The sequence below is a fragment of the Dyadobacter sp. CY326 genome (assembly GCF_021390515.1).
In the GTDB taxonomy this organism is placed as follows: Bacteria; Bacteroidota; Bacteroidia; order Cytophagales; family Spirosomataceae; genus Dyadobacter.
Window position 1 is genome coordinate 38,446 of sequence record NZ_JAJUXI010000011.1, and the last position, 24,578, is coordinate 63,023.

Here is a 24,578-nt window from a genome sequence, read left to right on the forward strand (position 1 = left end):
GAAGTCTAAATTTTCAAAGTCAAAACCCAATCGAATTCCCTCCGTCCACGGGCAGGGTTATGCCGGTGATGAATTTGGCGGCGGGGGAGGCCAGGAAAACGGTGGCCCAGCCGATGTCTTCGGGTTTTCCCCAGATTCCCATGGGCGTGCGGTCCATGGCTTTGTCGCGGCGTGCCGGATCGCCGTTCATCGCGGTGAGCATCATGGGCGTTTCTATAAAACCCGGCGCGACTGCATTTATCCTTACATTAAATGGAGAAAATTCAGTGGCGAGCGCCTTCACCATGCCACCGACAGCCGATTTGGATGCCGTGTATGCCACCACGCGGTCAATTCCGTATAATGCGGCCATGGAAGTGATCATTATAATGGAGCCTTGCTTACGTGCGATCATTCGTTTGCCGCATTCTCTTGTTACTGCAAAAACAGCATGTAAATTGGTCCGAATGACGCGATCGAAATCTTCATCTGTAACCTCAACGGCATGTTTTTTCATGTTAATGCCCGCATTGTTGACCAAAATATCAATCGTTCCATGCGTGGATTCAATGTCTGCGATCAATGCGGGAATGCTGCTGAGCTGCGTGATGTCATTGACAAAATAAGCAGCATTGTCGCCAAGGTTGCCAACTGCTTCCTGCAAAACAGCCTCGCGACGACCTGTAATCACCACTCTTGCGCCAGACTGAACCATGCTTTGCGCAATGTAAAAGCCAATTCCACTCCCGCCTCCCGTTATCAGCGCCAGTTTGCCTTCGAGCGAAAAGACATTCAAACCAGGCGTATTTTTATCTCCAATTTCAGGCATTTTTCTATAATCGTAAGTAATTAAATGAGGCTGATCTTGTTCTCTCATATGGCAGCCGAGCGCTTTATGCCCACTTCCAGGCCGCGCAGTTCTGCCAACGCCTTCAAGCGTCCGATGCCGGAATAGCCGGGATAAGTTTTTTTGTGCAAATCGTCGAGCATCTGAAAACCGTGGTCGGGCCGCATGGGCAATTCACTGTCTTGATAGCCAGCAGCTTTGCGTTTTTGCTCTTCGGCTAATAATGCTTTTACCACAGCATACATATCCACATCGCCATACAAATGAGGTGCTTCGTGAAAATTGCGCGTCCCGTCTTCCCGCTTTGTCGTCCGCAAATGCACGAAGTGAATGCGGTCGCCGAATCGTTCAACGATGTTAACCAGGTCATTATCAGCCCTTACGCCAAGCGAGCCTGTGCAAAAAGTGATTCCATTTGCACGCACATTGCTGGCCTGCATGAGCTCTTCAAGATCCGCCTCCGTGCTGACAACCCGCGGCAATCCTAATAAAGAGCGTGGCGGATCGTCGGGGTGAATGCAGAGGCTGATTCCCAATTCCTGAGCAATGGGAGCCACTTCCTTGACAAAATAATAAAGATTCTGACGCAGCTGCTTGTCGTCAATGTCGGCATAAGCGTCCAGCAAGCTTTGAAAATTGACCAGATCAAATGCTTCCTCAGAACCAGGCAAGCCGAGCAGAACAGTGTTTGTCAAATGCAAAATCTCATCCTGCGACATTTGCTCGAATTTCAAGGAAGCGGATTGCTGAATTTCAGGCTCGTAATCAGCGGCAGCATTGGGTCTTTTGAGAATGAACAGGTCAAACAATGCAAAATCTTCCCAAACAAAGCGCAACGTTTTATGCCCCTCCGGCATTGCATAGTCGAGCTGGGTGCGCGACCAATCCAGCACAGGCATGAAGTTGTAGCAAACGGTTTTAATCCCGCAAGCCGCCAGGTTTTTTAACGATTGCTTGTAATTTTCAACGTATAATGAGCGGGTAGGGAGTCCTTTTTTAATGTGTTCGTGAACCGGGAGACTTTCCACAACCAGCCATTGAAGATCCGTAAATTGTTCATTCCCAGCGTGGATTAAGGCGTTGCGCTCTTTAATTGCATCAACCGACCACACATCTCCAACAGGAATCTGATGCAGCGCGCTGACAACTCCGGCGCATCCGGCCTGGCGTATGTCCATCAATGAAACAGGATCATTCGGCCCGAACCAGCGCATGGTATGAATCATAGGATAAATTGCATATTAAGTTACAATATGCAGACGCAATTGCTTGCGCTTTCCCCTACATTTTCACCTCTACAACAAATATTTGCTGCGAAGCCGTATTTTCTTTTTTGATCAACCGATTGAAAGCCAGCATTTTTCCATCCGGTGACCACACCATATTTGTAGGAGCCGGACGGGTCGGGTGTGTCAGTTTTGTAAATCTTTGTTCAAAAGGCGCTTCAACCGTTTTGCACAATGTAATGCTCCCTTCATGCACGTAACTTACAGATTTCCCGTCTGGCCGCCATCTTACATTTCCGGAAACATTGGTTTCATGCGCTGTGAGCTGGCGTGGCTCGCCGCCAAATGGCGAAATGAGGAAAACCTGATCAATGCCGTTGGCATCTTTGGCAAAATAGGCGAGCGAGGTTCCGTCTGAGGAGGAGCGCACAATGCCTGTGCATCCGGGATTTTTGGTTTTGGCGGTAAATGTTAATCTTCTTTGAATTGCTCCTTTTGGCGGCATAGGGAAGTCGTCTTTTGTGCCTTCCAAAGGTCCGAGCTCGCCGGGAATGGTGATGTCCACGGGAATGTCCACAATAAAAACTTCGCTTACATCCTTTCCATTTTTATCCTTTACAATGCCAGTGAATGCCCTGGCAAGCTGCTTTTGGCCATTTTTTAGCGAATAACCATTGGTCCCAACCCAACTATCGCCCGCCGCATGACTAATCTCATCACTTCCTGGCGCTGGATTTGGCACAACACGCACGACCAACGCGCTAAACCATTCACCAGAAACATTTTCGTCATTTTTATCAACATAAACAGGTTTGATTTTGCGCGAAACGCCAATGGTGCGCAGGTTTCGTTTAGAGCCGGTCGAATCTTCCAATGCTTTTAAAATGGCATCATTATAAGTAAAACCGATCCATTCTCCGTCGCCGCTCCATTCGTGCCGGTGTGTTCCGCCGCGTAATGCGCCCGGCGTGAAAGGGAAAGTGACGTCGCGGGCATCCATAAAAATCGGCGTGCCTGGGTGGGCGTCTTCAATGATAACGCCCGTTCGCCTCCATTGCTGATACGGATTTTCTTGCGTGCTATTTGCCAAACCATGAATGAAAACAACTGCATTTTCTTTCGGACTGTAACTGACAGCTCCTGCTCCGGGCCCCCAAACCTGATTGTTTTTAATTTCAAACAAAACCCTCTTTTCGCCGGATTCAATGTTCACTTTTTCAATTTTAGCCGACTCTGCAATGCCACCGCTATCCGTTCTCGTGTCGTAAACCAGCCATTTTCCGTCAGGTGAAAAGTTGTCGTTATTGTCCAGATCGTGATGGTAACCATAATCATGCGTGATCTGTTTTTCCTGCGGCATAGATTCTGTTTGACAAGAAAGCATTGGCAAAAGCATTTGTAAAAAAAGATAAGAATAACGCTGGATTCGCATAAGAGCTATTTTTGAGGCGCGCTGATGACGCCTAAATAACGGCCCATCCAGTAAGGCAAAAGCCAAATGTCGCCAGCGCTGTGCTCCTCAGTTCCATTGCTTCCCGTTTTGTCCAAATTAAACATATTCGCATTATGGCGCTGAATGGGCCGCTCGTCGGGTGGAAGCACTTCCTTCGTCGTTTGCCTGCGAAAGTTTGGGGCGATCAGCTCAATGTCTTTTCGGTGACTGTTTTTAATGTTCCAATTGATGAAATCCAGCGGGTGCTCCTGCAAATACCAGACAGCTTCTTTCAAATCAAAATCTTTTACACCGGTCAATGCTGTAAAAATGTTCCACGCACCTTCTTTCTCCGGGCGCTCAACTTGCCAATGGTCGAGGATTTGCTGCTTATAATGTGCTTTCAACGTGTCATTGAACGCATATCGGTAAAGTCCCCAATAACCCACAAAATACATTTCATCATCCGAGTGGTTCCAGCCGTCAGACATGTCTTTGCTGTGCTCGTCCGCGTCTTCCGGTGCCTTACCAATGACTTTCATTGATCGCATCATGTTTTCGAAATAACCGTGCTTATTCATTAATTCGAAAGCCTTTGCCTTGTATTTCTCTTTTTTGGTAAAATGATAAGCGGTCTGCAGCATGGCCACAATGTTGGACGAATTCAGCTTTCGGTCGCCTACATTGATTGGAAAAGCATTCACATAATCCGGATTCCACTTGCCCCACATCGTAGGTTTGCCATCAAAATCAACCAGATACATGTCATTTTTAACAATATGTGACATGACGGTGTCAATGAGCGCAACGGCTTTCTTTTTCATGGCAGGGTCGTCTACCAATTCAGCCATTGCGCTGAATGCAAAAATGTGTCCGATGATCTCGTCGCTGCTTGTGGTCGACTTCCAATCCCATTGTTTTTCGGCGCTCCGTTGCCAGCGCTCTACATCGCTCAGCTCTTTCATATGCCCCGACCGCTCGAATGAACGCGCCGGAAAGCCGGGAATATGCGTTACCGAATACAGCCTCTCCATCGCATCCAATGACTCACGGCAGTTTTGAAGTGTTTCCTGATCTTTGGTTACAGCATATTTAAAAATCTCACCGCCCAAATACATCGAGGTCCAAAGTCCATCATTATCAGAATCTTCCATAAATCCCGTCGCGAGATTTCCCTGCTCCATGCGGACTAACGAAGCATTGAAGCCGTTGCGAATGTGGCGTTGCCGGACCTGTTCTTCAAAAATAGCCGCCTTTTCTTCAAGGGTTATAGTTTTAAATGCGATTTGCCCCAAGCCTTTATCCGTAAGGATTAGAACAGATTTTTTTGGCCCCTCTGCAATATCCACAACCACATCACCGGGGAGCCAGCGCTCGCCATTGTAATAATCGAATTTCCCATCTGACCGAAGTGCAAATGCCCCTTCTTCGGAGCCAAACCAGACTTTTTCACCAATCGTTTTAATGACTGATATTTTATTGACAGGCAGCTTATTATGTATTTCTCCGGTTTGTTTTTTAGTTGAAATATCAAAATCAATGTAACCGTCGGTTGTGCCGATAATGATGCTTTCACCTTTACTAGCAAGACTTAATGCAGTGAAATTATTTCCCGAAAAAGCCTTTGTCAACGCATTATTTCCGGGATTAAAGCTATATAATGACTTGCTTCCGAGAATCCAGAACTGATTTCCTGCGGATTGAAAAACAATGTCTAAAACCCGATCGTCCGGCAAAGAGCCATTCCAAAGCGTTTTTGAATCCCTGACCAATTCGAGAGATTTTCCATCAGAAACAAGAAACGAGAATTCATTTCCACCGGCGAAAATATTGGCTTTGGGCAATGTGTGCTTGCATAGGAGCGTCCCGGCCCATGCATTGCTCATCACAAATGAGTCGGTCAGGTAAACAAATTGCTCCTTATAATTCGTGATTGCTGTAATCTTATTGTCTTTCATGAACCGATAACTATTGTCGGTCCTAATGCTGCCGGGATATTGAAACCGCCCATTTTCAGTGCGCAGCAAACCTTCCTTTCCTAGAATTTGCACATGGCCGTTCCGGTCTGCGCTGACCTGCTGAAAGTCCATTTTAGCATCGCCGTAATATTTGACGCTGTAATCCTGCGTGAAGGGCTTGTCCTGGTGAACACTTTGCGCTGTAATTTTTGGGATGGAAAAAATTCCCGCCAAGACAATGAGCGAAAAAAGTGGCAATTGAGAGCGTTTGAGCATTATTTATAGGGTTTAGATTTTTGGTTCTTTGTTGTTGGCACGAAGCAGGGTGCGGGTGCACGAAGCTGGAGCTTCGCGCTAGCTTATTTTGTATCGCTGGCGCGAAGCTCCAGCTTCGCGCTAGCAATGTTTTACAAAAGACTTGGGTCGACAGTTACGTATTTTATCGACTTTTTTTCTTTTTCGGTATGAAATGAATAAGTCATATGCAACATTCCGTCAGCGGTTTGGATCAGAGAAGGATAGGAGAAACTGCCCTTTTTGGAGCTGTCGTTTTCAATCCAACCTCTTTTCCAAGTTTTGCCTTCATCCGTTGAAATCCTGAGACTCAATTCGTAACGGCCATTATCAATATCATTCCCCAGAAACGCCCATCTGCCATCTTTCAAAACCAGCACTTCCACGCTGGCCGTGTTCGGAATGTCTGTTTTTTGCGTCGCCGTCCACGTTTCCCCTTTATCAGAAGATTCGCTGTAGTGAACGCGGGTGGGTGCGTCGCCGCTGTCGCGCATGTAAGCAAAAAGGTTACCATTCTTTTTGATGCCTAATGCAGGTTGAATCGGTCCGCGTCCTACGATCGGAAGTCCTGGTTTCCAGCTTGCGCCATAATCATTGGAAATGGCGGTTATTGAAAGATTATAACCGTCGGAATAAAGTGGCAGCACTATGCGTCCGTTTTCCATAATCAGCGGTTTAATCCGCGTCATCCAGCCAATGCTGCGTTTAACAGGATCTTTGGCAGCTTCAATGATCATGTTATCATACTTAGGCGCATAGCCAGCCCAGCCAGCTGTATAACCGGGCAGATCTTTGAATTTCATCTCAATTTCTTGTGCAAAACTGTTATCTGGCTTCAATAAGATATTGTCTTGCCAGGTCCAGTTGGGCGCGCCGTTTTCGTTGTAATCGGTTGTCGTTCTGAGCCTTAGTATGGATTGTTCCCAAAGGTTAGCTTGCACGGCAATCCAGACCAAAAACAACTTTCCTTCCGCATTGAGAAATAAAACCGGATTACAGTCGGGGATGTGCGGCGTGTCGGCCATCAGGAAAGGCTCACTCCATTTTGTTTGCCCTTTTTTCAATCTTGCCCCCATAATCCGCACATCGTCGGCAGTTCGCTCGCCACTTCCCTGAAACCAGGCCACCAGAAAATCGCCATTTGGCAAGCTCACAATGCTGCTCCCATGGACGTGCTTTTCTTGCAGCGGAAAAATCAGCATTTGCTGTTTCACCGCGCTGTTTTGTGCAAAAGTGATGGTGAGTGAAATAAGCCAGAAGAATGCCGCTAATGAAATTTTCATATTAATCTTGAATCATCTTCATGTATCGTCCCATCCAATACGGTAAAAGCCAAAAAACGGGCTCCCGCTCCACTTGCGGATTTCCACCCGCTGCTGTCCACGGATTTTTATCCCAGCGCACTGTCATGCGAATGCTAGCGGGCTGCAATGCATTCACTTGCTGGTCTTCCAGCACAGGTTTTCTAACAATGTGAATGTCCTCGCGTTTGCTGTGATCAATGGGCCAGTCAACCAGATCGAGCGGTGTGTCGACAAGGAAGTCAATGGAATTGGCCAGCTCAACTTTCTGGCCGGTTGAATGGCAATATATGAAGTTAATCAGTGGGTTATGATCGCCTTTGCCCTTGGCGAACCATTCGTTCAGATGGTTCTTATAAAATTTCAAACGCTCGGGATCGCGCTCGCATTTGAGCAAAATCGGATATAAATAAGCTTGCAAAACCACATCAAAATAAATTAGCCAGGCCGGGTTCTGGCTGGTAACCTGCGACATGTTTTCGAGATAGTTTTCCTTGTTAATCAGCCCGATATATTCATTTTCATATTTTTTGTTACCCGTCATTTGGTAGGCGAGCTTCATGAAAGCGAGCACTTCCATGGAATTTTGATTGCGGTCAGGAAGCCATTCGGGGTCCCGGTTCAGCTCGTCGGGTGACCACACAGACCAGCGCGTGTGCGTGCCATCGACGTCGATCAGGTTGAGGTTATTATTTATTAAGTGGTCAACAATTTTGGAAACGTGGCTTGCAATAATCTTCTTTTCAGCGTTGTCAGCGACCAATGTGTAATAGAAATAATAGCCAAACATGTGGCCGCACATTTCATCGCTGCTCGTGTCGCCTTTCCAGAGCCATTTTCCATCTTTCGACTTATGCCAGCGGACTTCCACGGGCTTAAATCGCGGTTCTTTAACCAGCTCATCCGCTTTTTCTCTTTCCGTAAAGATCCGGTTCCCATCATGCACATTCGTCCAGTCCGAAGGGACAATAGTTCTGGCAAAAAAGCCGTCCGTGCCCGTGACTTCCTGCAATAATTTCAGGAACCGGAAAGCTTTGGCAGCATTTGCTTTGGCCTCCGGATTTTTCGTTGCAGCATATCTAAAACTTTCCATTACCAGATAATTGCCCGTGTATTCGCCATCATTGTCATCGTCCTCGGGCTGCCAGGAAGTGGTGTCTCCCGCAATTTTCAGATGCGCCTGGCCCGCGATCCATGGCGCACGAATGTGCCGTTTCATTAACACATTATAGAAAAAGTCACTTTTCTGTGCCAAAGTCATTTGCCTTTTTCTGATCGCACTAACCCCTTTCGGCGTCGCGATCCAAGCCGTTCCTTCTTTGTCAAAATCAATGTGATTCACCTGATCGTCCATCAGCCAGCGCCGCGAAAAAAGCAACGAATGACTTCCATCGGGCTTATAGCGCACAATGCCTGCTTGGGTTCCAACCCACATTGTGCTGTCGGATGCGCGGCGGACGGCGGTTGCGTACACAGTCGGGAGGCCGTTTTCGGGTTTAAGTTCTTTTTGCTTTTTGTCTGAATCCCGGATCGTTACACCGCCCAGTCCGGCGACCCACAATTGCTGATTTGAATCAAATGCGAGTCCTTTGGTATAACCGCTGATCAGCGCGTCTGTTTTATAATAATGATGTAATTTGTCCTTTGTCCAATGATATAAACCAACATCCGTCGCCATCCACAACCCGCCTTTCTGATCAGAAATTACATCCCTCACAGATCTGGAAATCCGATCATTTAATTGCTTGAAGCCGTTTCCATTGTTGCACCAAAATCCGTTTGGTCCCCATGCATACAATCCCTCGGATGCCGCACAGATTGCAGAAATCGGGCCTTTTGGGCCGTCCAGCTTTTCTAAATTTCCGTTTTTAAATGTAAATAAGCCGTTCCAGTTTCCCAGCCAAACCGTATTTTCAGCATCAACCGCAACAGCAAATGCAGGACCTTTATCGGCTCCCGTAATCACATTCTGCCATTCACGCTGATTTTTCTTTTTGAGAAAAATTCCTGCGCCAGTGGCAACCCAAATGTTCGATTGCTGATCTGCAACAATGCTTCTTACATCGTTTTCTGCGATGCCACCCGGGAGCACATATGCGTCGTGATATTCCTGTAAAAAGGGCTTGTCTTGGTAATTTTGAACTTCACGAACGACCGGTTTTTTATCCTTGCACGAAGCCAGAATTGCGAACAGGATCAGGAAGATAGGGTTTAGGGAAAGTCTGCTGGATTGGCCCGTCATGCATCGGCAAATTTTACATTTTCCTGAAAGAGCAGGTTGACCAGTTTTTTGTATTGAGAAAAATCATGAATCAGCAAATGTGCTCCGGCTTTGACAAGTCGAGGGCGTTTGGCTGGATTGTGACCAAACCGCTGCACTTCATTGCTCGTAATGCCGACCGCAACGCCTCCCGCACGCCGCCCTTCGCGAATTTCGTCCGGGCCGTCGCCGAAAACAGCGAGCTCGTTTCCACGGAGGTTATTGTCCTTAATGATCTTTTCAATGATCATTTTCTTCGAAAACTTGGTGTAATCCTTCAATGCGCCATAAATCCCGCCGTCAAACAAATGTGCGTAACCGAGCATTTCTGCCTCGTGTTTCACATCGGCTTCATCCGTGCCGCTTGCGAGATACATCGTTACGCCTCTTTCTTTCAATTCATAGAGGAAAGCCACGGCGCCTTTCATTGTATAATCTTCTTGTCCAAGCTCACCTGCTGCGAGTTTCTCCATCCGCTTGTTGACCATTTCCATCAAGCCTGCATTATAAAGCGCTTTGTATTGGAATTTGTCGAGGATCTGATGCTCAGGAACGAAGCCTGATTCCCGAACAAGATTGACCAATCCATCCATTTGATAGATGGTCTGAATGCCCGTGGTTTTGTGAATAAACTCCTTCACCTGCGCCAAGACGCGGTTAAATGTGTTCGTGTCCACTGTTTCGAAATGTTCTCCAAGAATCGATTGCATCATAACGGGCTCCATAATCTCCTCCCAGCCTTGCCGGAGCGAGCTGATCGTGCCGTCGTGATCAAAAACAGCGTAACGAATGTGACCCAGCTTTTCCAGAACACCCGATTCGCAAATTTCAAATTCGCTTTCAGTGAAAAATGAAGCATTGCGCTCGTTATCAGCCAGATCTGCATTATAAACGAAGTCGGGCTCCGTGCTGATTTCCAATATTTCCTGCGCACTGGCTGTTCCAGTTGTGTACAATTTCTGGACGGTCACAGCGGCTGCAAAGTTTCCGAAACTTGCTGCTTGCAATGGAGAGAATCCAGCGGCCAGGGAAAGCGTGATGGCGCTGATGGCCGTGTCGCCAGCGCCAACCGTGTCCAGCTTGTTTTTCAGCTGCAAACCTTGAATCTCATGTGCGCCAGTTTCGTCAAAAGCGATAATGCCCCTCTCGCCGCAAGTCACGAAAACAGGTTTTTTATATTTATCAAAAACCTGTTTTCCATAATTTTTCACATCGCTGATCGGGACATTTTCGTCCGGGCTGACCAGCTTGCCATTTAACGAAGCGATTTCGCGGTCATTGGCTTTCAAGAATGTATTTTCAAACCGGTCATTGAAATGTCGGGAATCCAACATTACGATTTTGTGACTGTATTTTGCAAACAATGCATTGGCCTGCTGAATGAATGTTTCATTGTTAATGCTGCCCGTCACCTGCTGGTTGAAAATCAATGCGTCACATTCCTGCAATGCTTGTTCCAATGCATTCAAAATCAAATCGTCACTTTCTTCATTTCGTTCATTGTAAACACCAAAATCAATGCGCGGCTCTTCCTGGCCGTCGACCAGCCTTTTGAGATAACTATATGTGTTAAAATTCTCTTTTTGGATAAATAAAGCCGTTGTGTCAGCGCCTAATCCTTGTAATTGTGAAGTCAGTTCGCGGCCTTGCATATCATTGCCAACCGTCCCGATCACGCGAATTGCTGCGGGTTTTAATGCTGCCAGATTAGCCACAACATTCGCTGCGCCGCCCGGCGTATAGTAATGCCGTGCAACTGCCTGCGCTTGCAAACCGGTTTCAATGGAAACTTCCGAGCCGCGCTCGTCCATAATCCAATAGGAATCGAGGCAGAAATCGCCATAGACGCCGATTTTGACCGAGGAAATTTTTTCAAGGATTTCTGAAATGCGACTTTGATCCATGATAATGCAGCTGAATTCAACTAATTGGTGTCGGCGTTTTAACCGAAATATATACTCTTTAACCTGAATGGCGGGCTATCTGCAATCCTGGCATTTTGAGCAATTGTTAAAAAATTGTTAAGCTGGATATTTTAGCCATTCATTCGAGCTGGCATTTACGGTTGTAATATTCACTATGAAATGACTGATAATGAGTATAGATAGCCGCGGGTAAATTTATTGTTGCGAAAATATTAATAAAACGGGTTTGCGCAAAATGACGATTCATTTACGCAGTTTGCGATCTGTATTTACAAACCTAAGCGTAGATTTATCAAAGATTTATAAGAAGCCGCTCAACATAATGCATTGCCGATTCGGAGATTAGCAGAATTTACTATTGCTATGGCTTTGCCTCAGTTACTTAAATTTTAGAAAGTAGTCAGAATATCAATTTGATCATGAATAAATGAACATTGTTCTTACACGGCATTGTTTCAGTAGGATCTATTCAAGATAAAATAAAAGCAACCAAAGTTTAAAGAAGCTGTAACCCTATTTATATCGATAAACATTTACAACTGTGGCATCATATCCCGACGAAAGCACGCTGATTAAAGTAACGCAAGGCGATGAGCAAGCCTTTGCCGAACTGTATAATTATTACAAAACGCCGGCTCTCCGATTTACAACCTCTTTGCTTAAAGATGAAGAGGAAGCTGAGAATATGGTGCAGGATGTGTTTATCAAGATTTGGGTGAAAAGGGAGCAGATTAAGCCTGAGTATAACTTCAATTCATACTTGTTCACTTGCCTGAGAAATATGGCTTTTGATCATTTCAAAAAAGTGGAAAAAAGTGAATTGCTCAGAAAAAATTATATGGAAGCCATGAAAGTGGTGGAGGAAGATGAAAGGGAGGAAAGCGAGCGCAGGATTAACCTTGTCGTGAATGCTGTGGAATCATTGTCTGTGAAACGCAGGCAAATTCTCAGACTGAATATAGAAGAAGGGAAATCTTACCAGGAAATTGCAGAATTTTTGAGGATTTCGAAAAATACGGTCAAAAATCAATTGGTAAAAGCGAAGCAGATTTTAAGAGAGAAGGTGGACTTTGCCGTAGCATAAGCCAGAAATAGGCATTAAAAAAGCAGAAGCAGTGCGCTTCCGCTTTTTTTTATTTCAGATCGGATAGTTTCGCTAAATTCAGGTCTTTCAGCGCACCTTTGAGCTGGTCAATTGATACATTATTGCCCTGCACATTAACCACAAAACGGTCGGCAACGAGCACATTCAGTTCACCTGACTTGCTTTCGTTGTCATATTTTTCAAAACCTTTGTAACCTTCAATTTTGGTTGTTTTCTCGTAACCAGTGGTTGTTTCCTTGTCGATTTCAGCCATGGACCAGCCCGCGAGAGCCATCGTGGAAACGCCTGCAATGCCGCCCGTGTCAACGATTTCGATATCCAAACTTTCGTCGCCTTCACCTTTGTATTTGGCGTTTGCAGTAGAAACGGTGAATCCCATTGCACCCGATTTTTCGCCTGTGGCTTCCGTGCGCGACAAACCGCCGATTTTCTCGGGCATCAAGTCTTTCAATTTGCGAAAATCAATTGGGTCAACAGCCTTTCTGTCACCGATTTCTTTCGCTTTATCCGCAAAGGCCTCTAACGCGTCGACGGCAGTTTCTTCCTTTTCGGCTTCCTGTTCAGCTTTTTTTCCTCCGCAAGCACCTAATAACAATGCCGACGCCAAAACGAGCGATAGGGTAATTGATGTTTTCATCTCAATGGGTTTTGGCTGACACGATGAATACTTGCGTTTCTGGACTGAATAATGAAATAAATGCCTAACAAAACGGCAGGAATGCTGAGGATCTGGCCCATATTCAATGCGTAATTTGCTTCGAAAGCTTCCTGGTTTTCTTTCAGGAATTCATACATAAAACGCAATGTGAACACCCAAACAAAGAAAACGCCCACCATTAATCCGCGCGGCGTTGCAGCTTTGTATTTGTTCCAGATCCCAAGCAAAATGAAGAAAAGGATAAAGCAGGATATGGATTCGTAAAGTTGCGCAGCGTGCCGCGGAATCTGTCTGAATTCCGTATTTTGAACAAAAATAAAGCTCCAAGGAACGTCAGTTGGCTTGCCTACGATTTCCGAATTCATGAGGTTTCCAAAGCGGATGAATGCGCCGGCCAGTGCAACGGTGATCACCATTCTGTCGGCAACCCAAAGGAATGTTTGACCAGAAGCTTTTCTTGAACGTGAATAAAGCAACAAACCGGTTATAATTCCAATGATCGCGCCATGGCTGGCAAGTCCGGCATAGGGCGGCATGATCACTTCTAAGGGATTTTTGAAAAGCACTTCGGGTTCGTAAAAGAGGAAATGACCCACCCGGGCACCAATCACGGTCGAAAGCACCATATATAATGTCAGCGAGTCAATGTCTTCGAGCGGCTTGCCTTCCTTTTTGAAAATGTGGATCATTATTTGCTGTCCGATCAGGAAGCCGGCTGCAAACAGCAAGCCATACCAGCGCACAGGGAAGGGACCGAATCCAAGAAATTCCGGAATGGTGAAAATTTCAGGACTGACATTCCATATTATATACGAAATCATGCTTTTATGATGTTAATTGCCAAATATACTACTTTGACACAAGAAGCGAAATGAAATTTTTACTCGTAGGGCTGGTGCGGATTTACCAGGGAGTGCTGTCTCCTTACCTGCCTAATTCTTGTCGTTATACGCCCACCTGTTCGCAATATATGATCGAGGCCATACAGAAGCATGGCGTTATAAAAGGCACCGGATTAGGCTTAAAGCGGTTTTCGAGATGTCATCCATGGGGCGGTCACGGCCACGATCCAGTTCCTTAGCCAATCGCCACTTTTCTGAGAATAGAATCAATGATGGCCGTTGTGCGAACGCCGTCTGCCTCTGCTTCGTAATTGAGCAGAATGCGGTGGTTCATAATGTCGGGCGCGAGCTCTTTAATGTCTTCCGGAAGCACATAATCGCGTCCTTCCAGATAAGCGAGCGCTTTGGCGGCGCGGTTGAGATAAATGGTTGCACGTGGAGAAACGCCGAACTGAATGTAACGCGCTTCGTCACGCAAGCCATAATCCAATGGCCGGCGCGTGGCAAAAACGAGCTCAATAATATAGCGTTCGAGCGTGTCCGAAATGTTTACTTTGTTGACATTATCGCGGATCGCGAAAATTTCTTCTTTATTTAAAATCGGCCTGATATGATATTCGTAATTAATGTCCGACATGCGCCGCATTACTTCCAGTTCTTTGGCTTTATCAAGATAATCCACATAGACTTTCATCATAAAACGGTCGATTTGAGCCTCGGGAAGCGGATAAGTCCCTTCCTGCTCAACCGGGTTTTGCGTTGCAAGCACAACGAACGGACGATCCAATAAATAGGTTTCGTCCCCAATTGTCACCTGCTTTTCCTGCATTGCTTCCAACAAAGCAGACTGCACTTTTGCAGGAGAGCGGTTCACCTCATCGGCAAGGATAATGTTGGAGAAAATCGGCCCTTTTTTTACTTCATAATCCCCGATTTTTGGTTTATAAATCATTGTTCCTATCAAATCGGCAGGAAGCAAGTCGGGTGTGAATTGAATGCGTTTGAAATCAAGGTGAAGCACTTTGGCCATCACATTGATCGTGAGTGTTTTGGCGAGTCCGGGAACGCCTTCAAGGAGAATGTGCCCTCCTGTAAAAAGGCCTATAAGCAATCTGTTGAGCAGTTTATCCTGTCCCACAACCACTTTCCCCATCTCATCCAGCACTTCCCTTATTTTCTCTATATACATTGAAGATTGTTTCTTTTACTCCCAAATAGCCCTTACAAACCGGTCTTTTCCGTGGATATCGCGCAGGATTTCCACTTTCTTATAATTTCTTTCTTCAAAAACCTGTTTCGTTCCAGCTCCGAAATGCTCATTGATCTCGACATAACATTTGCCGCTTGGCTTCAAATGGTGAATGCCAAAATCTGCAATGGCTTTATAAAAAAGAAGGGGATCGCTGTCTTCTACAAACAATGCTTCGTGTGGCTCAAAGCGCAAAACATTTGGCCGCATATGCTCTTGCTCTGAGTAAGTTACGTAAGGTGGATTGCTAACCAGGCAGTCGAACTGTACAATGTCGCCGGGCAATGGAAAAGTAACATTCAGCATGTCCTGTTTGGCAAAAGTCACATCTGCGATCAGCTGTCGCGCATTTTCTTTGGCAACTTGCAAAGCTTCATCCGAAACGTCCCACGCATGAACAGAGACGTGTGGCAGGAAGCGGGCCAAAACGATGGCAATGCAGCCGCTGCCGGTTCCAATATCCAGAATTGAAATGTTCTTGTCGGGCTCGGCATAGTCACGCGTCACCATGCGCACAAGCTCCTCAGTTTCAGGTCTTGGGATCAAGACAGAAGAAGAAACCCTGAATTCCAGGCCGCAGAATTCTGTGGACCCTATGATATGCTGAACAGGTTCATTGTCATTCAGTCGGCGGATAATTGTCTCCCAGTCAGGCTGCGCAGTGTTGTCAGGAACGGGTCTGTCCACCAGCACATCAATATTGCGAAGCCTCATATAATGTTCGAGCAACATAAATGTGATTGCCTGCGCCTCTTTTTCGGGATATACTTTGATGCCTTTTGAAATGTATTGATATAGCTGACGTGCCGAAGTCATTTTCAGGTGTTTTTTATTCCAATGTCGGAAAGTTAGCAAATTATGGGAACTCCCGAAAGTTGAGTTTAAAAGGACGTTTGTATTTTTGCCATATGGAGTCAGATATTTTATGGATGAGCCGCGCTTTGCAACTTGCGGCCAATGGCCGTGGAAGCGTGAGCCCCAACCCGATGGTTGGTTGTGTGATCGTCCATGAAGACCGCATTATAGGCGAAGGCTGGCACCGGCAATATGGCGGTCCGCATGCCGAGGTTTGGGCTGTAAATGATGCTGAAATGAAGGGAAGCGGACATTTACTCGCTCAATCAACGGCTTATGTTACGCTGGAACCTTGCTCGCATACAGGCAAAACGCCGCCTTGCGCCGACCTGATCATTCGAAAGGAAATCAAGAAAGTAATCATCTGCAATAACGATCCCAATCCGTTGGTTTCGGGGCGAGGCATTGCGCGCATGCAGGCTGCGGGTATTGAAGTGGAGAGCGGCTTGCTTGCTGCTGAGGGACTTAGCCTTAACAAAAGGTTTTTTACCGCAATGGAACAGAAAAGGCTATATGTCATTTTGAAATGGGCAGAAACGGCTGACGGATTTCTCGGTCCGGAGACAGGTTCAGCGTTGCAGATTAGCGGGACATTATCAAGCATGCGGGTGCACAAATGGCGCACGGAAGAGGATGCGATCTTGGTTGGCTATAAAACTGCGTTAACGGACAATCCGCGGTTGAATGTGCGAAGCTGGGCCGGTAAAAATCCGGTTAGAGTTGTGCTGGACAGGCATTTGCGCTTGCCGGAAACATTGAATTTGTTTGACAAAACGCAGCCCACCGTCGTTGTCAATTATCACAAAGCGAATGCGTTACCCGTTTCGCCGGAACGTTATGCAGAACCGGGAGATGTCGCTTATCTAAAAGTAACTCCGGGTGATGACGAAATTGATCAGTTGCTGCAAGCGCTGCTTGCCAGGGGAATCCAGTCCGTGTTTGTGGAAGGCGGAGCGGCTGTGATCAACGCATTTTTACAAAGAGGCCTTTGGGATGAAATCCGCAGATGTCAGGGAGCTGTTGTCCTTGGCAGCGGCGTGAAGGCTCCATTGGCTCAGGGCGTTTTGCGCTCTTCCGAGCAAATTGAAAAAGATCTCTGGACATATTATTCCAGGATCTAAACGCTCCAAAGGTTTTCTTCCTCAGTCCAGATATCCCAGGCTTTTTCCGCTTGCAGTTCAAGCATTTTCAGTCCGTTTTGCACAGCGGCTCCTTTTTCAATGCCTTTTTTCAAAAACAATGTTTCGGCAGGATTGTAAACCAGGTCGTAGAGATAATGTTGCTTCGTAAGGAGGTCGTAAGGGATGGCCGGGCACTCTTCGGTTTTTGGAAATGTGCCTAGCGGCGTGGTGTTAATGATCAGCAAATGCGAGCTCATAACCTCCTCCGTAATCGCCTCGTACACGATGGAGTCGTCACTTTTTTGCCGCGACACGAGAATGTATTCCATGTGGAGATCCTGCAATGCAACCTGCACCGCCTTTGCCGCTCCGCCGTTTCCCAGCACCAATGCTTTGAAGTTGCTGCACTTTTCTCCGCGTCTGTCCAGCCATTCTTCCAATGATTGCCGGAAACCATAATAGTCTGTATTAAAGCCTTTTGTGCTTCCGTCAGCGTAAATTTTGATTGTGTTTACCGCGCCTATCCGTTCAGCAGAAGCATCGTCCAGATCGTCCAGATAAGGAATCACATCTTTTTTATAGGGAATGGTCACATTCAGTCCGCGCAGATCGGTTTTCTTTTTCAGCAATGCGGGCAGACCTTCCAGCGAGCTCATTTCGAAAAGCTCGTAACTGCTTTCCCTGATCTTTTCCCGAATAAATTTGTCGGTAAAATAGCGTTTTGAAAAAGAATGGGTCAGGGGGAATCCGATTAGGCCGTATAAATTCATAATTCTGGGCACTGATGACAATGCAATGGCAAGTGAAATTCAATTTGCGAAGTTACGCGCGGCGCAGGCATTTGCAAAAATTAAGTGACCGATCCTGAAAACGCGCGTGTAGCATTATAAAACTGTAACATATTCAGTTAAAGTATGATCGAATTAATTTGTAAATAGAACTTTATTCGAGTAGAATTACCTAATGCATTCAATTTAAAATTATGGAATGGAAAAAACTTTACCACACACTTTTTATTTTCTTGCTTGCCTCGCTTTCAGTGAATGCGCAGCATAACAGGGATTTCAAGATCTTGTTGAAAAGCGGATCGTTTACGCCTGAAAAAAATATAGCAGTTTCCGGGAAGCAAACTGCAAGCCTTCGCACGATCGCTAGTGGTTCCAAAACATTGGTAATCATTCAGTTTGAAACAATTCCTACTGCATTGGAACGCGCCGAGCTGAAAGAACAAGGCATTACATTGCTCGATTACATTCCCAATAATGCCTACACCGCCACCATTACAAGCAACACCGATCAAAACGTGCTTTCAAGAATGCGCGGCAGGGCGATTTTTGAGCTGACTCCTGAGCAGAAAATGCAGCCGGGACTTGCCAGGGGCCAGTTTCCCATTCATGCAGTCCAATTGCCGGGCACAATCGACGTCTGGATCAATTTTCCAAAAACATTTTCTTTGAATGAGGTCAGGGAAGGTTTGAAGGCCAACGGTTTTGAAATCATTTCAGAGCAATACAAAGATTATCAGGTCATTGCATTGCGCATTAAGGATACGCGAATCAAGGAGCTGGCTGCATTGCCTTTCATTCAATATGTGCAGGCGGTGCCGTCCGGGGACAAGCCAACCAACAACCGAAGCCTGACCAACGGACGCGCAAATGTGTTGCAGTCGTCTCTTCCAAATGGGCGTAATTTAACGGGAAAAGGCGTTGTAGTGGGACATGGTGATGATTCCAATCCGTTGCAGCACGTGGATTTTAATAACCGCATTATCAACCGCGCTGCCATCGAAGGCGGGCAGCATGGCGTGCACACATTGGGCACGCTTGCGGGAGCAGGCATCATGAATGAGCTTTATCAAGGTTATGCTCCCAAGACGACGGTGGTTTCGCAAAGTTTTTCCAACATCATTCTTTATTCACCTGCGTATGTCAACGATTTTGGAATGGTCGTTACCAGCAATTCCTACGGAGGCGAAATCAACAATTGCGACACTTATGGGGTTTATGATCTTTATTCGCACATTTTGGATGAACAGGCTTTTCAACTGCCTTACTTGCAGCACGTTTTTTCAGCAGGGAACAGTGGCGGCAACTTTTCATGCGGGCCATATCCGGCCGGATATGCCAATGTTTTAAGTGGTTTTCAAAGCGCCAAAAACGTCATCAGCGTAGGAAATACTTTTGACACCGGATTGCTTGCCGTTAGTTCAAGCGTCGGCCCCACGCGCGATGGCCGCATTAAGCCCGAAATTACCGCCCTGGGCTCTTCCGTGCGCTCCACAATCCCCACAAATTTGTACACCAACGGCAGTGGAACAAGCATGTCGTGCCCCGCAGTTGCGGGTGGGCTCGCATTGCTATACGAACGTTATAGGCAAATTAATAATGAACCGAATCCGAAAAATGCGTTGATGAAAGCATTGATCTGCAATGGCGCAACGGATAAAGGAAATGACGGGCCGGATTATAAGTATGGATTTGGGTGGCTGGATCTGTCGCGGTCATTGAAAATGCTGGACGACAAGCAATATGTGAATGGCTCGGTGGCGCACGCAAAAACCGCAACGCATGTGATCAATGTTCCGGCTGGCACGGCGCAGGTGAAAGTAATGCTCTATTACAATGATCCCGCTGCCACCGTTTTGTCCTCGCAAAACCTGGTGAATGACCTTGATTTGACATTGACCAGCCCTTCCAACAGCACGACTTTGCCGAGATTGCTGGATGCAACGCCTTCGAAAGTCAATGTTACGGCCACCACCGGCGCTGACCACATCAACAATATGGAACAGTTGATTATCAACAATCCTGCGGCAGGGGCTTACACGATTTCTGTGCAGGGAACTGCGGTTCCACAGAATCCAACACAAGAATATTTTGTGGTTTACGACTTCATTCCGGCAACGACGGTGATCACTTATCCCATTGGTAATGAGCGATTAAAGGATGGTGATGCATTGATTATCAGCTGGGATTCCTATGCGGATGCACAAAGCACATACAATGTGCAGGCAATGCTGAAAAACGGAATCTGGACAGATATCGGTGTCAATTTGCCTGCCGCGACAAGGCAGCTTGCCTGGACCATTCCTGCTGGAACGGCTGCGACGGATTTGGCAAAAATTAAAATCATTCAAAAGAAAAATAACAATGTCATTGCCGAGAGTGTCAGCGAAGCTTTCACGATCATCGGCGTTCCAACGGTAACTTTGTCTGGCTTGCAATGCGAAGGTTATATTTCACTCGACTGGACGGCTGTAACAGGTGCGACGGATTACGAAGTTATGATTCTCAAAGGCGACGAGATGGTTCCTGCGGGCATTACGACACAGAATAAATTTGTTTTCACCGGCATGTCCAAGGATTCTACTTACTCGCTTTCCGTGCGGGCGCGGTTCAATGGTCATCCGGGCAGGCGAGGGCTCGCCATTTCGCGTAGGCCCGACACGGGAACTTGTGCCGGCACGATCTCGGACAATGATTTAAAGCTTGAATCCATTGTGACACCTGTCGGTTCGGGAAGGAAAAATACGTCGTCGGAGCTTGGTAATGCTGTTTTTATCAAAATCAGAATTGAAAATCTGGATGATGTCGATTCCAATCAGCCAGTTGAAGTCGGTTACATTTTGGATGGACAAGCCATTCCGTTGCAGACGATCACGCCATTTATCGAAAAAGGAAAAACTTACGACCATACTTTCAGCATAGGCGCCGATTTCAGTGCAGTTCGGGATTACAATTTGCAGGTTTTCATCCACAACCCGGCAGACAAGGTCACTGCTAATGACACGCTTACCAGAGTTTTCCGCCAGTTGCCGAATGATGCGATTGCATTGCCATTTACCGATGACATGGAGAATTTGCCTGTTCAAACCTGGGTCAAAAATCAGGTTGGGCTCATTGGCGATGGCAGATATGATTTCAGCGCGACAACCAATGCGGGGCGTTTGCGGACGTTTTTGAACTCCGGCATGGCTGCTTCCGGGCAAAGGGCATTGATTTTGGATGCGAACCGCTATTTTTCGGCGGGCAACACGAGTTACTTGGACGGGACTTTTAATTTGTCAGGTTATGACATTGAAGCGGTTGATGTCCGGTTGAATTTTAAATACAAAAACCATGGTCAGAAATCGCATGCGGACAACCGCGTCTGGATCCGGGGAAAAGATTCTGATCCCTGGATATTGGCATATGACCTGGTGGCCAATCAAAATTTGCCGCAGGACGGTTACAAGATTACGCCGGGCATAGAACTGAGTAATTTGCTGGCGGCTAATAACAAAAATTTTTCATCCAGTTTCCAGGTCCGCTGGGGCCAATGGGGCAAAATCATTGCTGCCGATGACCGATCGGGGGCCGGTTACAGTTTTGACGACATCATGTTGTATGTTGTTACGGACGACATTCAGTTGCTAAGCATTTCACAGCCAGCAGCCGAAAATTGCGGATTAGGGAATGCAGAAACCGTTGTCGCGCAAATCCGAAACAGCTCCTCCCGCACGATCACAGACATTCCCGTTTTTTTGCAATTAAATGATGGAACGGTTATTCAGGAAACCATTCCCAGCCTTGCCAAACGGACAACATTGGATTACGCATTTCAAAACAAGGCGAATCTGTCGGCTTATGGGTGGCATGTTGTGAAAGTCTGGGCTGCCCTCGGAACGGACAGTTACCGTTTGAACGACACGGTGAAAATTGAGATTCACAATGCACCCACCATTGCGACTTATCCTTATCTGGAAAACTTTGAAACCAACGACGGATATTGGTTTACCAAAGGAACAAACAGCTCCTGGCAGCACGGAAAGCCCGTTTCCGCGCAGGTTAACACTGCGCCAAGTGGCAGTAATATTTGGAAAACCAATCTGGCAGGACCTAACAATGATCGCGAAGAATCATACTTGAATTCACCTTGTTTCGCTGTTTCCGGGCTTGCGACGCCCACTTTGAGTTTTAGCGTTGCATTGGATATGGAAGTCTGCGATCCGCTTCCCTGCGACTTTGCCTATCTCGAATATTCAGGTGACGGCGGTGCGTGGACGCGTCTCGGAGCGCAGGGCGAGGGGACTAATTGGTATAACAAAACGTATTCTGCCAAAGGCGCTTGGAGCATTCAGGATTTTGTAAGATGGCATGTGGCCACCATTCCGCTTCCAAAAGGCTTTTCAAATTTGAAACTTCGATTCGTTTTCATCTCCGATTCCTTTACAAACCGGGACGGGATTGCCATTGACGACATTCACATTTACGATAAGGTAAATGACATTTATGACGAAGGCAGCATGGCCGCGCCCGTGACACAGAATGTTCCTGCTTCGGGCAACTGGGTTAATTTTTTACAAAATGGCAAGCTCGTTGCTTCGGTTAACACCAAAGGTCAGAACATGGGTAACACGCAGGTGCAGGCTTACATTAATGCAGGCGCGGTCAGAAGTTTTAACAAGAACTATTATCTCGACAGAAATTTTACGATCAAACCGCAGAATTCAAATCTCGCCGATTCAACCATTGTGAGGCTTTATTTCCTGGAATCCGAAACGGTTGCGCTTTTGAATGCTGCTGGATGCGCTACTTGCGATAAGCCTACGCATGCATACGAATTGGGCGTTTCGAAATATCGGAATGGCAATGCTGCAAACGAGGATGGCAATATTGAAAACAGCATTGCGGGAAGCTGGGCATTTTATCCATCAGGGAAGGTGGTGAAGGTGCCTTACGACAAAGGTTATTACGCAGAGCTGAAAATGAAAAGCTTTTCGGAGTTCTGGCTGGCCAAAAATTACATTGGATCCGGTGACGCATTGCCTGTTTCACTGATCAGTTTTTCTGCAAAAAAGAAACCGACGGACGGTGCGGCTGAGGCAGTGCAACTGGAATGGAAAACGACTTCGGAAGAGAATTTCAATCATTTCGACATTGAAGTTGCCGCCGGAAATGCCGCTTATCGGCAAAATGAGTTTGTTAAGATCGGAGAAATGGCGTCAAATGGCGGCTTGAACATGACGCAGGAATATGCGTTTACGGATAAAAGTGCGGGAAAAACTGGCGTGCTTTATTATCGTTTGAAAATGGTGGATTCAGATGGCAGTTACCAGTTTTCGAGCGTGAAGCCGGTCTTCTTTGATAATAAACCTGCATGGCAAGTTTACCCAAATCCTTCTGCGGGAATATTTTATATGCTGTATCAGGCAAGCACAGGCGCCGAAGTGGTTGTAAATGTGTATGACAATGGCGGGCGAAAATTTCAGAGCTCCAAATCTGCTGCCACCGGTTTTGTCCAAAAACACAAACTGGATTTGACCGGACCGGAATATGTTTCCGGGATTTACCTGTTGGAAATCGTTAGCGGCAAAGAAAAACAGGTGTTTCAGGTTTTTAAGAATTAAAGCCATAAAAATTGCGCAATTTGCAGCACATTCGCCGAATGCAGCGAATAAAGCTATATTGTAAGCCATTTTTTAATGATTGCCATGCGTAAAATATTATTGATAATTTCCCTTCTGATGGCCTCGCTGGCACACGCGCAAACGGGCGGCAGGCTCCCAAAAACATTAATATTGGACACGGACATTGGCCCGGATTATGACGATGTGGGCGCAATGGCCGTCCTGCATGCATTGGCGGACAAAGGCGAAGTGCGGCCGCTGGCGGTGATTTCGTGCAATAAAAATGAATATGTGGGACCAACGATCGAGATCTTGAACACCTATTTCGGCAGGCCGGAATTGCCAAGCGGCGCCCCGAAAGGCGCGGCTGATCCAAGCTTCGGAGCGAGCCAGAAATGGCCTGAAATGCTGGTCGAAAAATATCCGCATAAAATTACAAAAACGGCGGATTTGCCCGATGCGGTGCAGATTTACCGTAAGATTTTAGCCAAGCAACCGGATCAGAGCGTGACCATCGTTACGGTTGGATTTCTGACCAATCTGGCTGATTTGCTGGATTCAAAACCCGATGAAAATTCGCCATTGTCTGGCCTTAATCTTGTGCGCAAAAAGGTTGCCGGGCTGGTTAGCATGGCCGGAAAATTTCCAGCCGGTCGTGAATACAATGTCTATGTTGATTCCCTCGCTTCGCAGAAGGTGTTTGCTGAATGGCCGACTGAGATTATTTTCAGTGGTTTTGAGATCGGAGAGGAGATCAAAACGGGCGTGAAAGTAATTGCGAATGAGCGGCTGAAAAGTCCGGTTAAAGATGTGTTTGCAATGGCCATGGCCAAAAGTCCGGAAGATGTCAATGGCCGTCAAAGCTGGGACCAGACTGCGGTGCTGGTTGGCGTTCGTGGCGTGCAGCCTTATTTTGGATTAAAAAGAGGTAAAATGATTATGCAGGACGGCAACAACACCTGGCAGGATGACCCCATGGGCCCGCACGCATATCTGACGCCGAGCATGCCAACGCCACAGCTGACCGCACTGATCGAAGGCTTAATGATGTGGGAAGGCAAGAAGTAATGAATATGAAAATGGTCGTTTTAAGGCCATTGGCGAAAGAAATACTAGTATTTTTCGCCAGTTTATCAGT

At 46.6% G+C, this 24,578-nt stretch carries 17 protein-coding genes; 5 read left to right on the plus strand and 12 right to left on the minus strand.

Annotated elements, in window-relative coordinates; genetic code table 11:
- Nucleotides 1-19 precede the first annotated feature (19 nt).
- The 7 genes from LZG73_RS20880 to LZG73_RS20910 form a co-directional block, all read right to left on the minus strand.
- The gene (locus LZG73_RS20880; RefSeq protein ID WP_233854543.1) at nt 20-808 is read right to left on the minus strand and encodes an SDR family NAD(P)-dependent oxidoreductase; all 789 of its coding nucleotides are present in this window, start codon (nt 806-808) and stop codon (nt 20-22) included.
- Between the two features lie 44 nt (nt 809-852).
- Nucleotides 853-2,052 (minus strand): mannonate dehydratase, encoded by a 1,200-nt coding sequence (gene uxuA, locus LZG73_RS20885; RefSeq protein ID WP_233854262.1) that lies wholly within the window; start codon nt 2,050-2,052, stop codon nt 853-855.
- Between the two features lie 55 nt (nt 2,053-2,107).
- On the minus strand, nt 2,108-3,484 hold the full coding sequence (locus LZG73_RS20890) for a DUF3748 domain-containing protein (protein WP_233854264.1): 1,377 nt from the start codon (nt 3,482-3,484) through the stop codon (nt 2,108-2,110).
- A 5-nt stretch (nt 3,485-3,489) separates the two neighbouring features.
- Entirely contained in the window at nt 3,490-5,718 is a 2,229-nt protein-coding gene (locus LZG73_RS20895; protein ID WP_233854266.1) for a hypothetical protein, read from the minus strand.
- Between the two features lie 131 nt (nt 5,719-5,849).
- Entirely contained in the window at nt 5,850-7,019 is a 1,170-nt protein-coding gene (locus LZG73_RS20900) for an exo-alpha-sialidase (RefSeq protein ID WP_233854268.1), read from the minus strand.
- 1 nt (nt 7,020) lies between these two features.
- Nucleotides 7,021-9,279: a regulator gene (locus LZG73_RS20905; protein WP_233854270.1), complete on the minus strand. Its 2,259-nt coding sequence runs from the start codon at nt 9,277-9,279 to the stop codon at nt 7,021-7,023.
- Nucleotides 9,276-11,201: a PfkB family carbohydrate kinase gene (locus tag LZG73_RS20910; protein WP_233854272.1), complete on the minus strand. Its 1,926-nt coding sequence runs from the start codon at nt 11,199-11,201 to the stop codon at nt 9,276-9,278. Before LZG73_RS20910 ends, LZG73_RS20905 begins: the two co-directional genes overlap by 4 nt.
- Nucleotides 11,202-11,763: 562 nt before the next feature.
- Between LZG73_RS20910 and LZG73_RS20915 the strand changes: the two genes are divergently transcribed.
- Complete coding sequence (locus LZG73_RS20915; RefSeq protein ID WP_233854274.1) at nt 11,764-12,306, plus strand: RNA polymerase sigma factor; 543 nt, start codon at nt 11,764-11,766, stop codon at nt 12,304-12,306.
- Between the two features lie 49 nt (nt 12,307-12,355).
- Here the strand turns inward: LZG73_RS20915 and LZG73_RS20920 are convergent, their stop codons facing one another.
- Nucleotides 12,356-12,964 carry a hypothetical protein gene (locus LZG73_RS20920; protein WP_233854276.1) on the minus strand — a complete coding sequence of 203 codons (609 nt, stop codon included), beginning with the start codon at nt 12,962-12,964 and terminating at the stop codon, nt 12,356-12,358.
- Entirely contained in the window at nt 12,961-13,806 is an 846-nt protein-coding gene (gene lgt / locus LZG73_RS20925) for a prolipoprotein diacylglyceryl transferase (RefSeq protein ID WP_233854278.1), read from the minus strand. Before lgt ends, LZG73_RS20920 begins: the two co-directional genes overlap by 4 nt.
- A 50-nt stretch (nt 13,807-13,856) precedes the next feature.
- Between lgt and yidD the strand changes: the two genes are divergently transcribed.
- Nucleotides 13,857-14,066, plus strand: coding sequence for a membrane protein insertion efficiency factor YidD (yidD, locus tag LZG73_RS20930; RefSeq protein ID WP_233854280.1), 210 nt, complete (start codon nt 13,857-13,859; stop codon nt 14,064-14,066).
- Here the strand turns inward: yidD and LZG73_RS20935 are convergent.
- Both LZG73_RS20935 and prmC read right to left on the minus strand, forming a co-directional pair.
- Nucleotides 14,063-15,016, minus strand: a complete 954-nt coding sequence (locus LZG73_RS20935; RefSeq protein ID WP_233854281.1) for a MoxR family ATPase — start codon at nt 15,014-15,016, stop codon at nt 14,063-14,065. The genes yidD and LZG73_RS20935 overlap by 4 nt on opposite strands.
- A 15-nt stretch (nt 15,017-15,031) precedes the next feature.
- On the minus strand, nt 15,032-15,892 hold the full coding sequence (prmC, locus tag LZG73_RS20940; protein ID WP_233854283.1) for a peptide chain release factor N(5)-glutamine methyltransferase: 861 nt from the start codon (nt 15,890-15,892) through the stop codon (nt 15,032-15,034).
- A 92-nt stretch (nt 15,893-15,984) separates the two neighbouring features.
- Between prmC and ribD the strand changes: the two genes are divergently transcribed.
- On the plus strand, nt 15,985-17,052 hold the full coding sequence (ribD, locus tag LZG73_RS20945; protein WP_233854284.1) for a bifunctional diaminohydroxyphosphoribosylaminopyrimidine deaminase/5-amino-6-(5-phosphoribosylamino)uracil reductase RibD: 1,068 nt from the start codon (nt 15,985-15,987) through the stop codon (nt 17,050-17,052).
- Here the strand turns inward: ribD and LZG73_RS20950 are convergent.
- On the minus strand, nt 17,049-17,822 hold the full coding sequence (locus tag LZG73_RS20950) for a shikimate dehydrogenase (protein WP_233854285.1): 774 nt from the start codon (nt 17,820-17,822) through the stop codon (nt 17,049-17,051). The genes ribD and LZG73_RS20950 overlap by 4 nt on opposite strands.
- A gap of 212 nt (nt 17,823-18,034) precedes the next feature.
- Here LZG73_RS20950 and LZG73_RS20955 point away from each other — a divergent pair, with 212 nt between their 5' ends.
- Nucleotides 18,035-23,440, plus strand: coding sequence for a S8 family serine peptidase (locus LZG73_RS20955; protein WP_233854286.1), 5,406 nt, complete (start codon nt 18,035-18,037; stop codon nt 23,438-23,440).
- Nucleotides 23,441-23,524: 84 nt separating this feature from the next.
- The gene (locus tag LZG73_RS20960) at nt 23,525-24,508 is read left to right on the plus strand and encodes a nucleoside hydrolase (protein ID WP_233854287.1); all 984 of its coding nucleotides are present in this window, start codon (nt 23,525-23,527) and stop codon (nt 24,506-24,508) included.
- The last annotated feature ends 70 nt before the right edge of the window (nt 24,509-24,578 follow it).

Excerpts from the sequence above, each read along its gene's own strand:
- LZG73_RS20905 (WP_233854270.1), bottom strand. The coding sequence starts at position 9,279 with ATGACGGGCCAATCCAGCAGACTTTCCCTAAACCCTATCTTCCTGATC.
- LZG73_RS20880 (WP_233854543.1), bottom strand. The coding sequence starts at position 808 with ATGCCTGAAATTGGAGATAAAAATACGCCTGGTTTGAATGTCTTTTCG.
- LZG73_RS20935 (WP_233854281.1), bottom strand. The coding sequence starts at position 15,016 with ATGTATATAGAGAAAATAAGGGAAGTGCTGGATGAGATGGGGAAAGTG.
- prmC (WP_233854283.1), bottom strand. The coding sequence starts at position 15,892 with ATGACTTCGGCACGTCAGCTATATCAATACATTTCAAAAGGCATCAAA.
- LZG73_RS20890 (WP_233854264.1), bottom strand. The coding sequence starts at position 3,484 with ATGCGAATCCAGCGTTATTCTTATCTTTTTTTACAAATGCTTTTGCCA.
- LZG73_RS20950 (WP_233854285.1), bottom strand. The coding sequence starts at position 17,822 with ATGAATTTATACGGCCTAATCGGATTCCCCCTGACCCATTCTTTTTCA.
- yidD (WP_233854280.1), top strand. The coding sequence starts at position 13,857 with ATGAAATTTTTACTCGTAGGGCTGGTGCGGATTTACCAGGGAGTGCTG.
- uxuA (WP_233854262.1), bottom strand. The coding sequence starts at position 2,052 with ATGATTCATACCATGCGCTGGTTCGGGCCGAATGATCCTGTTTCATTG.
- lgt (WP_233854278.1), bottom strand. The coding sequence starts at position 13,806 with ATGATTTCGTATATAATATGGAATGTCAGTCCTGAAATTTTCACCATT.
- LZG73_RS20910 (WP_233854272.1), bottom strand. The coding sequence starts at position 11,201 with ATGGATCAAAGTCGCATTTCAGAAATCCTTGAAAAAATTTCCTCGGTC.
- ribD (WP_233854284.1), top strand. The coding sequence starts at position 15,985 with ATGGAGTCAGATATTTTATGGATGAGCCGCGCTTTGCAACTTGCGGCC.
- LZG73_RS20900 (WP_233854268.1), bottom strand. The coding sequence starts at position 7,019 with ATGAAAATTTCATTAGCGGCATTCTTCTGGCTTATTTCACTCACCATC.
- LZG73_RS20920 (WP_233854276.1), bottom strand. The coding sequence starts at position 12,964 with ATGAAAACATCAATTACCCTATCGCTCGTTTTGGCGTCGGCATTGTTA.
- LZG73_RS20960 (WP_233854287.1), top strand. The coding sequence starts at position 23,525 with ATGCGTAAAATATTATTGATAATTTCCCTTCTGATGGCCTCGCTGGCA.
- LZG73_RS20955 (WP_233854286.1), top strand. The coding sequence starts at position 18,035 with ATGGAATGGAAAAAACTTTACCACACACTTTTTATTTTCTTGCTTGCC.
- LZG73_RS20895 (WP_233854266.1), bottom strand. The coding sequence starts at position 5,718 with ATGCTCAAACGCTCTCAATTGCCACTTTTTTCGCTCATTGTCTTGGCG.